The sequence below is a fragment of the Dactylosporangium sp. NPDC051541 genome (assembly GCF_044454505.1).
Taxonomy (GTDB): domain Bacteria; phylum Actinomycetota; class Actinomycetes; order Mycobacteriales; family Micromonosporaceae; genus Dactylosporangium.
This window is the reverse complement of record NZ_JBITDU010000016.1, coordinates 162218-175610: the sequence shown is the minus strand read 5'-3', so window position 1 is coordinate 175610 and position 13393 is coordinate 162218. Positions and strand designations below refer to the sequence as shown.

General features: G+C 71.8%; 14 protein-coding genes. 5 read left to right on the top strand and 9 right to left on the bottom strand.

Features of this window, described 5'->3' with window-relative positions; all coding sequences use genetic code 11:
* Window positions 1-43 precede the first annotated feature (43 nt).
* Entirely contained in the window at window positions 44-775 is a 732-nt protein-coding gene (locus tag ACIA8L_RS45825) for a hypothetical protein (protein ID WP_395914931.1), read from the top strand.
* Window positions 776-912: 137 nt separating this feature from the next.
* Here ACIA8L_RS45825 and ACIA8L_RS45820 read toward each other — a convergent pair whose 3' ends face one another.
* On the bottom strand, window positions 913-1662 hold the full coding sequence (locus ACIA8L_RS45820; protein ID WP_395914929.1) for a magnesium transporter MgtE N-terminal domain-containing protein: 750 nt from the start codon (window positions 1660-1662) through the stop codon (window positions 913-915).
* 157 nt (window positions 1663-1819) lie between these two features.
* Window positions 1820-2350, bottom strand: a complete 531-nt coding sequence (locus ACIA8L_RS45815) for a CGNR zinc finger domain-containing protein (protein ID WP_395914927.1) — start codon at window positions 2348-2350, stop codon at window positions 1820-1822.
* Window positions 2351-2436: 86 nt separating this feature from the next.
* Here ACIA8L_RS45815 and ACIA8L_RS45810 point away from each other — a divergent pair, with 86 nt between their 5' ends.
* Complete coding sequence (locus tag ACIA8L_RS45810) at window positions 2437-4014, top strand: aminotransferase class I/II-fold pyridoxal phosphate-dependent enzyme (protein ID WP_395914925.1); 1578 nt, start codon at window positions 2437-2439, stop codon at window positions 4012-4014.
* Window positions 4015-4085: 71 nt separating this feature from the next.
* Here ACIA8L_RS45810 and ACIA8L_RS45805 read toward each other — a convergent pair whose 3' ends face one another.
* Window positions 4086-4553 (bottom strand): GNAT family N-acetyltransferase, encoded by a 468-nt coding sequence (locus ACIA8L_RS45805; RefSeq protein WP_395914923.1) that lies wholly within the window; start codon window positions 4551-4553, stop codon window positions 4086-4088.
* A 16-nt stretch (window positions 4554-4569) separates the two neighbouring features.
* On the opposite strand from ACIA8L_RS45805, the gene ACIA8L_RS45800 reads away from it, so the two are divergent.
* Window positions 4570-4869 carry a hypothetical protein gene (locus tag ACIA8L_RS45800; RefSeq protein ID WP_395914921.1) on the top strand — a complete coding sequence of 100 codons (300 nt, stop codon included), beginning with the start codon at window positions 4570-4572 and terminating at the stop codon, window positions 4867-4869.
* A gap of 79 nt (window positions 4870-4948) precedes the next feature.
* Here the strand turns inward: ACIA8L_RS45800 and trxA are convergent, their stop codons facing one another.
* Window positions 4949-5389, bottom strand: coding sequence for a thioredoxin (trxA, locus tag ACIA8L_RS45795; protein WP_395914920.1), 441 nt, complete (start codon window positions 5387-5389; stop codon window positions 4949-4951).
* A 52-nt stretch (window positions 5390-5441) separates the two neighbouring features.
* Window positions 5442-6491 (bottom strand): hypothetical protein, encoded by a 1050-nt coding sequence (locus ACIA8L_RS45790; protein WP_395914918.1) that lies wholly within the window; start codon window positions 6489-6491, stop codon window positions 5442-5444.
* A 126-nt stretch (window positions 6492-6617) separates the two neighbouring features.
* Here ACIA8L_RS45790 and lexA point away from each other — a divergent pair, with 126 nt between their 5' ends.
* Entirely contained in the window at window positions 6618-7229 is a 612-nt protein-coding gene (lexA, locus tag ACIA8L_RS45785; RefSeq protein ID WP_395914916.1) for a transcriptional repressor LexA, read from the top strand.
* Window positions 7230-7252: 23 nt separating this feature from the next.
* Here lexA and ACIA8L_RS45780 read toward each other — a convergent pair whose 3' ends face one another.
* The gene (locus ACIA8L_RS45780; RefSeq protein ID WP_395914915.1) at window positions 7253-8587 is read right to left on the bottom strand and encodes an alpha/beta hydrolase family protein; all 1335 of its coding nucleotides are present in this window, start codon (window positions 8585-8587) and stop codon (window positions 7253-7255) included.
* Between the two features lie 92 nt (window positions 8588-8679).
* Here ACIA8L_RS45780 and ACIA8L_RS45775 point away from each other — a divergent pair, with 92 nt between their 5' ends.
* Window positions 8680-9177, top strand: coding sequence for a hypothetical protein (locus ACIA8L_RS45775; RefSeq protein ID WP_395914913.1), 498 nt, complete (start codon window positions 8680-8682; stop codon window positions 9175-9177).
* A gap of 44 nt (window positions 9178-9221) precedes the next feature.
* Here ACIA8L_RS45775 and ACIA8L_RS45770 read toward each other — a convergent pair whose 3' ends face one another.
* The 3 genes from ACIA8L_RS45770 to ACIA8L_RS45760 form a co-directional block, all read right to left on the bottom strand.
* A complete protein-coding gene (locus tag ACIA8L_RS45770) occupies window positions 9222-11534 on the bottom strand; it encodes a beta-L-arabinofuranosidase domain-containing protein (protein ID WP_395914911.1) in 2313 nt (770 codons plus the stop codon).
* Between the two features lie 148 nt (window positions 11535-11682).
* Entirely contained in the window at window positions 11683-12462 is a 780-nt protein-coding gene (locus tag ACIA8L_RS45765; protein WP_395914909.1) for a carbohydrate ABC transporter permease, read from the bottom strand.
* A 1-nt stretch (window position 12463) separates the two neighbouring features.
* Window positions 12464-13393 (bottom strand): carbohydrate ABC transporter permease, encoded by a 930-nt coding sequence (locus tag ACIA8L_RS45760; RefSeq protein WP_395914907.1) that lies wholly within the window; start codon window positions 13391-13393, stop codon window positions 12464-12466.

The following is a 13393-nucleotide window of genomic DNA, read 5'->3' as shown; positions in this document are numbered from 1 at the left end:
TTCCGTAGCGTCGAGCGGGACGTCTACTCGAGGGAGACGAGCGATGACTCGCACGAACGGGGCGGCGCTGCTGCTCCTCGGCACGCTGGCCCTCACCGGCTGCTCCGCCCACGCCAACGCCGAGACCACGGTCCGGCTCACGGGGATGGCCCGCCTGGCCGCCGCCGCCGAGTCGGCCGCTCCGGTGATGGTCGCCCCGAGCGCCGGCCCCGCCGGCGAAGACCTGCGGGCCGGTCTGCTCACCGACGGCGACATCCCCGGCGGGGGCTTCACCCCCGTCGCAGTCGCGACCAGCCACAACGGCAAGGTGAGCATCGGCGGCGGCAGCTTCCCGGGGTGCCCGGCGCTCGAACCGATGACCACCGACCAGTCGGTGTCGGCGGCGGTCACCTTCGCCCGGGGCGCGATGGGCCCGTACCTCACCGACGCCGTCGTGCGCCTCCCGGCCGGCCAGGCCACCGGCGCGCTCAAAGCGTTGCGCAGCACCACGACCGACTGCAAGAGCTTCGAGCAGCAGCTGGCCGGCATCGCCGTGAAGTTCACGCTCGCCGCGACGAACGTGCCGGCCGGCCTCGGCGACGAGTCCGTGGGCCTGCGCATGACCGGCAGCACCGACATCGGCATCTCGGTGACCGCCGACATCGTGGCCGTGCGCCGCGGCGACTACGTCATCTGGCTCAACGACACCAGCATCGGCACCGACTCGGCCGGCCTGGCCTCGAGCCTCGCCCCGACCGCGGTGAAACGCTGTACCGCGGTCCTTCCCGGCTGCTAGGCCCGTCCCGCAGCCCGGCCTCGAGCCTCGGCCACGGTGAAACGCTACACCGCGGCCCTCCCCGGCTGCGAGGCCCGTCCCGCAGCCCCGGCCGCGGCAAAACGCTGCACCGCGGCCCTCCCCGGCTGCGAGGCCGGTCACTGCAACAGGCTGACCAGCGCCCGCATGAGGTGCCCGTCGTGCCGGTCGTCCACCCACACAACGGTTTCCAGTGGTCGTCCGGCCTCCCGGGTTTCGCGGGTGTACTGCAACACGTCGGCCGCCGCCGCGACGTCCGTGACGGCGAGGGCACCGTCGGCCCGCACCTTGTAGGCGGTGTCCTCGGCGTCGCGCACGGCGACCCGCCCGTCGTCGCCGTGCCGCGCGGCGACGGCGATCCGCCAGCGGCCCTTCGTCACCAGGACCGTGTCGCCGTAGACGGCCACGTGCACGTTGCCGCGCACCAGCGCCTGCGAGACCGCGTCGCCGTAGCGCAGGCCGAGCACCTTGCGTTCGCGCCGCGGATCGGCGACCGACTCGACCCGCTGACGCTGGTCCGGGGCGAGGCCGCCGAGCAGCTCGGCGAGGGCGCCGTCGGAGAGGCCGGCCACTACGGGCGCGAGCCGCTCCGTCGGCAGCATGGGAACGAGACCGGCGGCCTCACGCGGCGGTACCCCCGAGAAGACCGCACAGAGGTGGGCCGGTTCGAGCGCCTGCAGCAGCCCGCGGCGAGCCTCGGGTTTGAGTGCCGGCACGATCCGGACGAGGTCGGCCGGGCGCATGGCGGCGGCGACGATCGGGAGCCGTTCGGCGGGCATGGCCATGAGCAGGCCGGCCGCGGACTTCGGCGGTGAGCTGCGCAGCATCGTGACGAGCTGGGTGACGGGCATCATGCCACCGGGCAACATCAGGCATGGATAGCACTGTCCGTAACCGGTGTGCATGGCCCGCAAGGCCGACCTTCCCCGCCGACCAGCCCAACCGTTCGGCCCCGAACAGGATCACCCGGCGGAGCCCATGCGGACCGGACCGGTGGCCGCGCAAGGGGCGCGGTCCGGGGGTGGGTTACTCCTGGGCGCGGCGGGCGCGGTAGGAGGCGGCCTTGACGCGGTTGCCGCACTCCTCCATGCCGCACCAGGTGCGGTTGCCGGCGCGGGAGCGGTCGACGAACAGGCGGGTGCAGGCCTCACCCGCGCACTCGCGGATCGGCGGGCGGCTCTCCAGCAGGGCGATCGCGGCCACCGCCACCGCGGCGCCGAGTGCGGCCGCGTCGCCGCTGCGGCGGACGCCCAGGGCGGTCAGCGAGGGGCGCGGGGCGGGGTGGGCGGCGGCCCGGTTGAGGACGCGGATGTCGGCCGGGCGGGGCGCGGCCGCGGCCGGGTGCAGGGCGCTGTAGACGGACTCGCGCAGGGTCAGCAGGGCCCGGAGCTCCTCCTCGCCCACCCGCGGCGGGCGGGACAGCACGCCGGCCTTGACTGCCCAGCGGGCGGCGTCCGCGCCGGTGGCCAGCAGCTCCTCCGGGTCCGGGCCGCGGCGCCACTTCAGGGTCGCGGCGAAGTCGAGCGCCAGGTCGCCGCTCACGAACACGAACGTCACGTCACCAGCTTGACAGGTGACGCCAGCCCGGCGCAAGCTCACCCCCGTCACCGGTCAAGCCGGTGACGCGAGCCGAGGAGGCCGGAGTGATCACCGCTGAGGAGTACCTGGACGCGACCGGGCGGGCGCTGTCCGGGATGGCCGGGATCGTGGACGGGCTCGGGGACGAGCTGGCCAATACGCGGCCGCCGGTGCAGGGCGCCAGCTCGCCGTACGCGCTGCTGACGCACTGCCTGGGCGTGGTCTCGTACTGGGCCGGGGCGCTCGTCGCCGGGCGGGCCGTCGAGCGCGACCGGGACGCCGAGTTCACCAGCTCGGGGCCGGTCGGGCCGCTGCTGGAGCGGGTCGCCGCGGCCCGGGAGCAGCTGGCGGCGGACGTGCGGGCGGCGGACTGCAAGGCGCCGCTACGGGGCACCGCCGACCCGCGCTTTCTCGGGCCGGGCGGCATCGCGACGCAGGGGGCGGCACTGCTGCACGTCTACGAAGAACTGGCGCAGCACCACGGGCAGATGGAGATCCTGCGGGACCTGCTGCGGCCGCAGTCCACCGTGGACCCGGACCGGCTCCGGCGCGGTACCGGCGTCAAGTGGGGCGCGGTCGCGCCGGACACCATCGGGGCCTGGGTCGCGGACATGGACCTCGGCGTGAGCCCCGCGATCCGGCACGCGCTGCTCGACGCCGTGGAGCGCGAGGACTTCGGCTATCCGCACTGGCCGGGCGGCAACCCGGTGCCGGCCGCGTTCGAGGCCTGGATGGCCGACCGGCACGGATGGACACCGAGCGGCGGGCACACCCGCGTCTTCACCGACGTCCTGCAGATCCTCCAGGTGATGATCGAGCAGACCACCAGCCCTGGCGACGGCGTCGCGATCCACGTGCCGGCCTATCCCCCGTTCCTGGCCGCGATCACCCGCAGCGGCCGCCGGATCGTGCCGCTGCCCACGCCCGGCGCGGACCCCGCCGCGGATCGCGCGGAGGCCATGGCCGGCGTGCGGCTCATGGTGCTCGTCAACCCGCAGAACCCGTCCGGCCGCGTGTTGCGGCGGGCCGAGCTGGAGGCGCTGCTGGAGCTGGCCGAGCGGCACGACCTGCCGGTGCTGGCCGACGAGATCCACGCCGACCTGGTGTACGCGCCGCACCGGCACATCCCGTTCGCGTCACTCTCCGAACGGGCCGCCCGCCGTACCGTCACCACCACCTCCGCCACCAAGGCATTCAACCTGGCCGGCCTGCGCTGCGCGGTCGCGCACGTCGGCCCGGCCGCCCTGCGCGCGCGGCTCGACGCGATGCCGCCGGACATCTTCGGCACCCCGAGCACGCTCGGTCACCTCGCCACCGTCGCCGCATGGCGGGACAGCCGCGCCTGGCTGGACCGGTTGATGGACACGCTCACGGCCAACCGGGCCGCGGTGAGCGCGTGGGCGGCCGGGCTTCCGCTGCGCTACCGCGAGCCCGAGGCGACCTACCTGGCCTGGCTCGGCGGCGTGGAGCACCCGGAGCCGGCGCGGTGGCTGGAGCGCACCGCGCGCGTCCGGTTGAGTGACGGCGCCGAATTCTCCATTGGTACTGCCATCAGCACCGACACCTTCGTCCGCCTGAACTTCGCGACCAGCCCCGCGGTGCTGGCGGAGATCCTGGAGCGCCTGAGCGCACAACTGGGCTGAGCGGGCGGGAGCGCACGGCCGGTGCCGGGCCGCGGCGCTCCCGCACGTGACACTGTACGGTTACCCGCCGGTCAGTGCACAGCCGCGCCCAGCGCCCGGCTCATCCACACGGAGTCGTCGGCGGCGAACCCGTGCCGCGCGTAAAACCCCCGGACCCGCTCGTTGCGCGCCTCGGTCTCCAGGAACATGACCGCCGCACCCGCACCGGCCGCGGCCGCGAGGACCCGCCGCAGCAGCGCCGCCCCGGTCCCGGCCCCGCGCTCGCGCACGTAGATCTCGTCGAGCAGCGCCTCCCGGCCGCCCGACTCGAGGCTCCACCCCCACGTCACGACCGCGTACCCGGCGGCCCCGGTCCCGGCGGCGGCGGGTGCGACCAGCCAGACCTGGCCGTGCTCGTCGCCGGCCAGCAGCGGGGTGAGCGCGCGGGTCACCCGGACCGCGTCGTACGGATGCCCGTCGGCGGCGCAGAACTCCTCCACGAGGGGCAGGATCGCGGCCAGGTCGGCGGGCTGGGCGCGGTACACCCGGGTATCGGACACGACCGTCAGGCTACGCGTGCGAGACTGGGTCGTGCCCGCACCGTTGCTCGTGGCCCTGCTGATCGCGCTGGTCTACGCCGCGTTGATCGCCGCACACGCCCAGCGGATCCGGCGCGGCCGCCGCCGCGGCGCCTACGAGCCCCGGGCCGCCCTCTGGCTCGCGGCCCGCCTCGGCCCGCTGCCGGAGCCCGCCGACCGCGACGGCCTGGCCGCCGCCGAGTCCGCGGCGATCGACCAGCTGCTGCGCGGCGAGCTCGCACCGGCCGCCTACCGCGCCACCATGGCCGACGTCGCCGCCCGCTCCACCAACCGCTGAGCGCGGCCGATCAAGCGGTCCTGGTCTCCTGGAGGTGGGCCCGACCCAGCCGCGCAGCGCGGTGGGTGCTCGCGGCCGATCAACCGGTCTTGGTCTCCTGCAGGGTGCGCTCGACCCAGCTGCGCAGCGCGGCGGGTGAGGCGGCGCCGGTCTGGCGGGCGACCACGCGCCCGTCGCGGACGATCATCAGGGTCGGCACGGCCTTCACGTCGAAGCGGACCTGGACGCGCGGGGCCTGGTCGATGTCGACCTTCACGAGCTTGACGGTGCCGGCCAGCTCGCCGGCGACCTGCTCCAGGGCCGGGCCGACCATCCGGCACGGTCCGCACCACGCCGCCCACAGGTCGACCAGGACCGGCGTCGACGAGCGCTCGGCCACGGCCTCGAAGGTCTGGTCGTCGGCGTCGACGATCCACGGCACCGCCGCTTTGCACCTGCCGCAGACCGGCTTGCCGGAGGCGGTCGCCGGCACACGGTTGCGCTGGCCGCACTGCACACAGGTGACGATCCGCGAACTCATGTCCGATATGACACGCGGGCCGCGCCGCGCATTCCCGGCCCGGCTCGGACGGCTACAGGCGGGCCGGGTCGACGCTCAGGGCGACGGCGCGGCGGCCGATGGCGGCGGTCAACGCGGCCGCGATGCCCGGGGGCTGGCCGAGGGAGCGCAGGCGGGCCAGTTCGCGCAGGGAGGCGACGGTGCTGAAGCGCTCGAGGGCGTAGACGCTCGCGTGGGCGATCATCTGGCTGCGCGGGCCGTGGCCGGGGACCTTCTCGGCGGCGTGCTGGGCCAGGCGGCCGACGGCCGGGACGTCGTCGTCCTGCGATGGAGTCACGGCCAGGATGTACAACAGGCCGCGTAATGCTCGTGCGTTGTAGGCGTCCGGGACCTCGTTCGGGTCCCAACGATCCTCGGTCTGGAGCATGATCGTGCGGGGGCTCGGGACGAGGCCGAACCAGCGGCGGATCAGTGCCCGGGTGTCGTCGGCGCCCAGCTCCGCCATCAGCGTCTTGGCGCGCTGGGACCAGCGGGCGGCCGGCTTCGCGCCGCCCGCGGCCAGGGCGTGGGTGAGCAGCTCCACGGTCGGTGTCTCGGTGTTGGCGGCCTCGGCCCAGGGCTCGCCGACGTTCAGCCGGCCGTGGGTGTCGTCGAGCCAGGGCTGCATGGGCGCGCGATACCAGGCCGGCCAGTGCTTGTCACCCTCGTGGGCGGTGCGCCGCATGACCGCGAGCAGCGCCGGTGGGCATTCGCCGGTCTCCCGCTCGGCGACGGCGGCCAGCACGGCCAGGGCTCCGGGCCGGGAGCCGACCCAGGTGGAGACCGCGCCGATGAGGTGGCGGGCGGCGCGCCAGGACAGGGCGTCCGGGGCCAGGCCGTCGAGGATTCGCATGAGCATCCGCTCGACCGGGACCGGCGGGGTGGTGGCGGCGGCGCGCTCGATCACGCGCAGGGCCAGGGCGGAGCGGCGGGCGTCCGGCAGGGCCTGCAGCTCGTCGCGGACGGCGCCGGGCAGCCGGTTGCGGGTGGCGAGGTCGACCAGCTCGGCGGCGAGGCCGTCGTCGTCACCCGCCTCGAGTAAGGAGACCAGCGAGACGGTGGAGACCGGGGGGCGGTCGAGCATGGCGGTCAGCATAAGCCTCGCCGACGTCGATGTATTGGGCCGAACATCGCGGCCGGTATCCCTCGGATGGATCAAAAGTTGTCACGATTCGTACATCTGATCGAACACGTACGGTATTGTGCTGACATGACGAGCCCGCGGCAGCAGAGCATCTTGACGGTCATCCGCGAGTCGATCGAGCGGCGCGGATATCCGCCGACCGTGCGGGAGATCGGCGCGGCGATCGGCCTCGGCTCGCCGTCCTCGGTCGCCCACCATCTCAAGAAGATGGAGAAGGCCGGGCTGATCCGCCGCGACGCGCACGGGCCGCGGGCGGTCGACATCCGCTCCCCCTACGACAGTCCGGCGCACGGCACCGACCCCGGCGTCGCGGTGCCGCTGGTCGGCACGATCGCCGCCGGTGGGCCGATCCTGGCCGAGCAGCAGGTGCCCGACGACGAGCTCACCCTGCCGACCACCCTGGTCGGGCACGGCACCCTCTTCGCCCTCAACGTCAAGGGCGACTCGATGATCGAGGCCGCGATCTGCGACGGCGACATCGTCGTGGTGCGCCAGCAGGCGGTGGCCGAGAACGGTGACATCGTCGCGGCGATGCTGGAGGGCGAGGCGACGGTGAAGGCCTACCGCAGCCGCGACGGCCACGTGGAGCTCGTCCCGCGCAACCCGGCCTACGACGTCATCCCCGGCGACGACGCCACCATTCTCGGGAAGGTGGTCGCGGTCCTGCGCCGGGTGTGACGCAGGACCGCCGGACGCAATCGCTAACACGCCGCCCCGAAGTTCGGCCGGTCCGAAACCGTGTAGCGGCAGCCGAACCGCGGATCGGCGACCACGCGCGGATCGAGGATCGCGTCGCCGCCCGGGCGGTGCCCGCCGCGGACCCACGTCACCAGATCGTCGAAGCCGCGCTGCAGCTCCGGCTGTGTGAACTCGCAGTGCCCGAGCGCCCGCACCGCTCGTGACACGAACCGCTGCGACACGCCGTTGGCCCGGGCCCGCTGGGCATACACCTGCTCCATCGAGATCGGCACGAACAGATCGCCGATCGTGTGCATGGACAGGGTCGGCACCGGCGGTCGGCCCTCGACCTTGGGAATGCCGGTCAGGTCGCGGCTCGGCCGGGCCGTGCGGTCGACGCGCAGCACGTCCCGGTTGAGCCGCAGCTCGTCGCGGGTGAGCCAGGGCGAGGCGTCCTCCTGGTAGATGGTGAACCGGTTCGAGGTGACGTTGCCGTCGGCGATGTTCTCGGTGCCGCCGGTCAGGCCCGGATACAGGCCGAACAGGAACGGCACCGTGGTCAGCGGCGGGATCGACGGCAGCGCGCTCCAGAACGCGAACGCCTGGTCGAAGCCGGGCCGGGTGCCGCCGCTGCGCTGCTCGACCACGTCGGCCCAGCGCCCGTCGAGCTTCGGCAGCTCCTGGCGGACCAGAGCCTCATACGCCGCCGGATCGGCCGGGAACGGCACCTTCACGCCGGTCAGCGCGGCCGCGGTCAGGTTGGCGTCGAGGAAGTAGTCGAACAGCTCCGCGTCGCCGAGCACACCGCAGACCGGCATCGCGCCGACGAACGCCCGCGGATAGTGCTCGATCGCGACCGCCGTGATGTGCCCGCCCATCGACTCCCCGGCCATGTACACGTCCCTGGCCCGGTGTCCGGTGCGGGTCTTGAACAGGTCGATGAGGGCGTAGGAGTCGCGGACGCCCTGCCCGACGTCGTAGCCGTTGGTCTGGTAGCTGGACGCGGCCCACGCGAACCCGCGGGCCAGGTAGTGGGCCCGCAGCGACGGGTTGCTCACGAAGACGACCTTGCCGTCCCCGCGGTAGCCGTGGGCGAAGACGACCAGCTCACCGTTCCAGCCGGACGGTTTCTCCAGGCGATAGGCGGCGCCGTTGAGGATTCCGGTGTACACCGCCGAGCCGGCGACGGGCACGAACGGCGTCCCGTCGACGTCACAGTTCGGGTCGGCGACGGTGTATCCCGGCTGGGTGGTGCTCGGGGTGGGCAAGGTGCACGCGGGCGGGGCGGCGTGCGCGCTCGCAGTAGCGGGGTAGATCAGCAGGCCGAGTAGAACGGCCAATATCGCAACGTTGCGCATCTATGTATGAGACAACTGTCGGGCAGCCGACGTAAACCTCCAATTTTGATCCACCGTCATCTGTGCACCTCGAACCGAAAGGAGCGCAGATCATGCGCCGATTACTGCTCGCCGCGGTGGCGTGTGCCGCGGTACTGCTGGGCTTGCCGGCGACCGCGCAGGCCGCCGACCTGCCCGCCCCCACCGGCACCACCCTGATCTCCGGACCGGCGACCGGCGGCTTCCAGCCGGTCCTGACCGGCATCCGCACCGGGCGGCACGACGCCTATGACCGGGCCGTGTTCGACTTCTCCGGTGGTACTCCGGGCTGGCGGGTCGAGTATGCCCCGCTGGTCGGCCAGGGCCAGGGCCAGACGATCCCGGTCGCCGGTGCGGCCACCCTGCTCATCGTGTTCACCGACGCCGGCGTTCCGGCGATCAACCTCGGCACCGTGTACAACCCCAACCTGCCCACCCTGCGCCAGATCAAGTCCGGCGGCTACTTCGAGGGCCACGCCAGCTTCGGCCTCGGCGTCAGCCACTGCGGCGCCGGATTCCGGGTCCTGGTCCTGCACGCGCCGGACCGCGTCGCCGTCGACGTGGCCCACTGAACGAGCGATGGGCCCCCGCCCGGCAGAGCGGGGGCCCACATCTCCTAGTTCCCGGCCGAGTAGAAGGCCGAAACCTCCGACGCCGACAGCGCGCGGCTGTACAGCCGGACGCTGTCGAGCGCGCCGGCCAGGTACGGGTCGGCGTACTGGGAGCGGCCCAGCCAGTTCTGCGTGGTGTTGCCCAGTGACGACGGGCTCAACGTCATGGACGAGTTGCGGGCCACCTCGGCCCCGTTGACGTACAGGATGCCCACGTTGCTGTTGCGGGTCACGGCCACGTGGGTCCAGGCGCCCACCGGCAGCGCCGCCGGGGCCTCGATCCGCTGCTCGCCGCCGGACCCGCCGGTGGTGATCGCGAACCTGGCCGTGCCCGTCGACGAGCGCGGGGTCAGGAACATGTTCACGCCGGTGCCGGTGCCGAAGTCGAAGACCCGGCTCCAGCTGGTCAGGGTGTCGATGCGGACCCACAGCGCGATCGAGAACGCCGTGGCCCCGTTGAGAATCCCGGCCGGCAGCGACACGTAGCCGTTGGTGCCGTTGAGGTTCACGGCCGAGCCGGTCCGGCCCGTCACGTAGGTCGTGTTGGACAGCGTCGCCGCCTTGCCGTTGCCGGTGGCGTCGGTCGCGCTGTTGTCGAACGGGTAGTGCGCGACGAACGCCGGCAGCGTCTGCCCGCCGGTGACGGACCAGTAGACCGAGTACCGCTGACCATGCACTTTGTAGAACGGCTGCAACGTGACGCCGTTCGCGGTGTACTGCAGCGGCGTGCTCGTCGCCGTGAGCGTCGACGGGTCGAGGACGGGCAGCGCCGACAGGTTGCTGGTGCCGAAGAGCCCGCCGAGCACGATCGGGCCGACCTTCACCGCCTGCACGGTGCTGTTGTCGTTGGCGGACTCGCGGGTCAGGCCCATCGGCAGGGTGACGGTCACGGTGTCGCCGGAGGCCCAGGTGCGGTTGATCGTGGCATAGGTCCCGGGCTGCGGCGCCGCCTGCGCCGCCCCGTTCACGGCCAGCCCGGCTCCGGTCGCCCAGGACGGGATCCGGACCTTGACCGTGAACGTCCCCGAGCCGGTGACGGTGAGCTTGGTGGAGCCGGCGTCCGGGAACGTGGTGTCCTGGCGGATCGTGACGCCGCGGGCCGACCAGGTGAGCACCGACGGGATGTACAGGTTGACGTAGAGCGTGCTGCCGCCGTCGTGGAAGTAGATGGAGTCGCCGTACTTGGTGTTGCTCTCCATCCCGGTGCCGTGGCAGCAGACGAAGCTGTTGTAGTCGTTGCTGTACGTCTTGATCCCGCCGGCCCGCAGCGGGACGTAGTAGCACTGGAAGCCGTGCGACGAGTTCGGGTCCTGCGAGGCCAGGGTCTGGTTGTACAGCGCCTTCTCGTAGTAGTCCATGTAGTCGGCGCGGGCCGGGTTGGTGAAGAACAGCTGCCGGGTCAGCTTCAGCATGTTGTAGACGTTGCAGCACTCGGCAGTGGAGTCGGACAGCTCGCTGGCGATGCGGTCGGGGGCCTTGAAGTACTCGCCGTTGGAGTTGCCGCCGATCGCGTACGTGTGGTGCTTCGTGACGATGTCCCAGAAGTTCACGGCGATGTCGCGGTAGCGGGTGGTGCCGGTGGCGTGATACTCGCGGATCGCACCGATGATCTTCGGGATCTGGGTGTTGGCGTGGTAGTTGTTCAGCGCGTCGGTGTTGCTCGCCAGGGGGTCGAAGATCTCGGCGTGGTCGAACTGCTGGGCCGCGGCCAGGTGGTTGGCGTCGCCGGTGACCTGGTAGAGGTTGGTCAGCACCTCGTTCATGCCGCCGAACTCGGTGTCGAGCATGTTCTGCCGAGCAGTCTGCGACAGCCGGTCGTTGCGGAACTTGACCCAGGACGCCATCCCGGTGAGTACGGTCAGAGCCTGGGCGTTCCCCGCCAGCAGGTGCATGTCCAGCAGCCCGGCCATGATCTTGTGCAGGGTGTAGTAGGGCGCCCACACCGACTGCCGCGCCTCGACCCGGTCGATGAAGCTCTCCGGGAACGCCGACAGATACCCGGTGTTGTACCCGGCGGTGGCGGCCCGGCCCTGGCACTGGGCGAGCACCGTGACGAGCGCGTCGCCCTTGGTCTTGAACGCGGTGTTGCCCGAGCTGACGTAGGCCTGGGCCAGGGCGCTGAGCAGGTGCCCGGTCGAGTGCCCGCGCAGCTCCGTGGTCGGCGACTCCCAGCCGCCGCAGGCGGTGGCGGACGAGGACAGCCCGACGTTGAGCCGGAACGTGTGCAGCATCCGGTCGTTGTCGAGGTACAGCAGGTAGGACTGGGTCCGGCCCGTGTTGGCGGTGAACGGGCTGGTCAGCAGCTGGACAGAACCCAACGGGAAGGGGTAGGCCGAGACTCCGGTGTCCGGCCGGGCGGTGGTGGCGGCCGCAGAGATTCCGGGCTTGATCAGAGCGGTGGCGGCCGCTCCGGCCGAAACCATAACTACAGTGCGGCGGGTGGGCATGGCTCCTCCATACAGGGGGTCAGCCGCGCAGCGCCCCCGACATAAAGCCACGGACATAGCTGCGCTGCAGGATGAGGAACAGCACCAGACAGGGCACCGCCATGAACGTCACGCCGGCCTCCAACGCGGCGTAGTCGATGGCTCCGAACGAGGCGGTGCGCATGTTCACCACAGCGAGCATCATGGTGAACTTGTCGGTCGAGTTGAGCAGGATCAGCGGGGCGAAGAACTCGCTCCACGAGGTGAGGAACGCGAACAGCCCGACGGTGATGAGCCCGGGTTTCACCGCCGGGAGCATGATCCGGATCAGGGCGCGGAAGCTGCCGCAGCCGTCGAGCAGCGCGGCCTCCTCCAGCTCCTTGGGCACGGCCTCGAAGGAGTTGCGCATCATGAACACCGAGAACGGCAGCTGGAACATGATGAGCACGAGGCTGAGCCCGATGATGGAGTCCTGCAGCCCGATCCAGCCGAGCATCACGTACAGCGCGATGAGGATGGTCGCGTAGGGCACCATCAGGATCGCGAGAGTGAGCAGGAACAGGGCGTTCTTGCCGGGGAAGTCGAACCGGCCGAACGCATAGCCGCCGAGGCCGCTGATCAGCAGCGTGCCGGCGACGGTGAGCAGGCTGAGCGTGACGCTGTTGACGACGTGCTCGACGCGGATGCCGTTGTCGGAGGTGAACAGCCGCGCGTAGTTCTCCAGGCCGAAGCCCGACTTCGTGCGGACCGACGCGAACGCGCTCCACAGCAGCGGGAACAGGAACAGGATGGCCAGGGCGGCACCGGTGAGCCGTCGCATGTCAGCTGTCCTTTCTGCGCAGCATGCCGAGCTGCACCACGTTGAACACGATCAGCACGACGAGCAGCACGACCGAGATGGCGGCGGCCGAGCCCAGGTCGAGCTCGATGAACGCCTTGCGGTAGATGACCATCACGAGCGAGGTGGTGGAGTTGTCGGGCCCGCCGCGGGTGAGGATCCAGAACTGGTCGAACGCGAGCAGGGACCCGGTCACCATGAGCGTGAGGACGAGCGCGAGGGTCGGACGCATCAGCGGTACCGTGATGCGCCGGAAGGTCTGCCAACGGTTGGCCCCGTCGAGCTTCGCCGCCTCGTAGACCTCGACCGGGATGGACTGCAGGCCGGTCAGCAGGATCAGCATGTTGAAGCCGGCGAAGCGCCACAGCACAAGCCCCACCGCGGAGCTGAGCGCGCTGGTGGAGCTGCCGCTGGTGAACGACACGTAGCCGTCGACCAGGCCGGTCCAGCGCAGGATGTCGTTGACGGGCCCGATCTCGTCGCTGAGCAGGCCCAGGAACAGCAGCGAGGCGCTGGCGAAGCCGACCGCGGCCGGGATGAAGAACGCGGTGCGCAGGAAGCCGATGCCGCGGCCGGGGTGCTGCACCAGCAGCGCCAGCCCGAAGGACAGCGCGAAGAGCAGCACCGTGACCACGACGGTGTACTTGAGCGTGAACCAGGCCGCGGTGAACAGCAGCTCGTCGTCGGCCATGCCGGCGTAGTTCTCCGGCGCGTTGATCTCGGGTGCGCCGAGCAGCGGCCAGTGGTGCAGCGACATGTACGCGACCAGGCCGAGGGGCACCAGGAAGAACATGCCGACCATGAAGGCGGTGGGCACGGCGTACAGGGCGCCGACCCATTGCCGGGCGCGCCGGCGGCGGGGCCGGGCGGCCGGCGGGGTGACCGCCGGCCGCTCGTCGACGAGCAAGGTCAT

Coding starts and splice junctions, on each gene's coding strand:
- ACIA8L_RS45760 (WP_395914907.1), bottom strand. CDS start 13,393: ATGACCTTGCTCGTCGACGAGCGGCCGGCGGTCACCCCGCCGGCCGCC.
- lexA (WP_395914916.1), top strand. CDS start 6,618: ATGACGAGCCCGCGGCAGCAGAGCATCTTGACGGTCATCCGCGAGTCG.
- trxA (WP_395914920.1), bottom strand. CDS start 5,389: ATGAGTTCGCGGATCGTCACCTGTGTGCAGTGCGGCCAGCGCAACCGT.
- ACIA8L_RS45790 (WP_395914918.1), bottom strand. CDS start 6,491: ATGCTCGACCGCCCCCCGGTCTCCACCGTCTCGCTGGTCTCCTTACTC.
- ACIA8L_RS45820 (WP_395914929.1), bottom strand. CDS start 1,662: ATGTTGCCCGGTGGCATGATGCCCGTCACCCAGCTCGTCACGATGCTG.
- ACIA8L_RS45825 (WP_395914931.1), top strand. CDS start 44: ATGACTCGCACGAACGGGGCGGCGCTGCTGCTCCTCGGCACGCTGGCC.
- ACIA8L_RS45775 (WP_395914913.1), top strand. CDS start 8,680: ATGCGCCGATTACTGCTCGCCGCGGTGGCGTGTGCCGCGGTACTGCTG.
- ACIA8L_RS45780 (WP_395914915.1), bottom strand. CDS start 8,587: ATGCGCAACGTTGCGATATTGGCCGTTCTACTCGGCCTGCTGATCTAC.
- ACIA8L_RS45765 (WP_395914909.1), bottom strand. CDS start 12,462: ATGCGACGGCTCACCGGTGCCGCCCTGGCCATCCTGTTCCTGTTCCCG.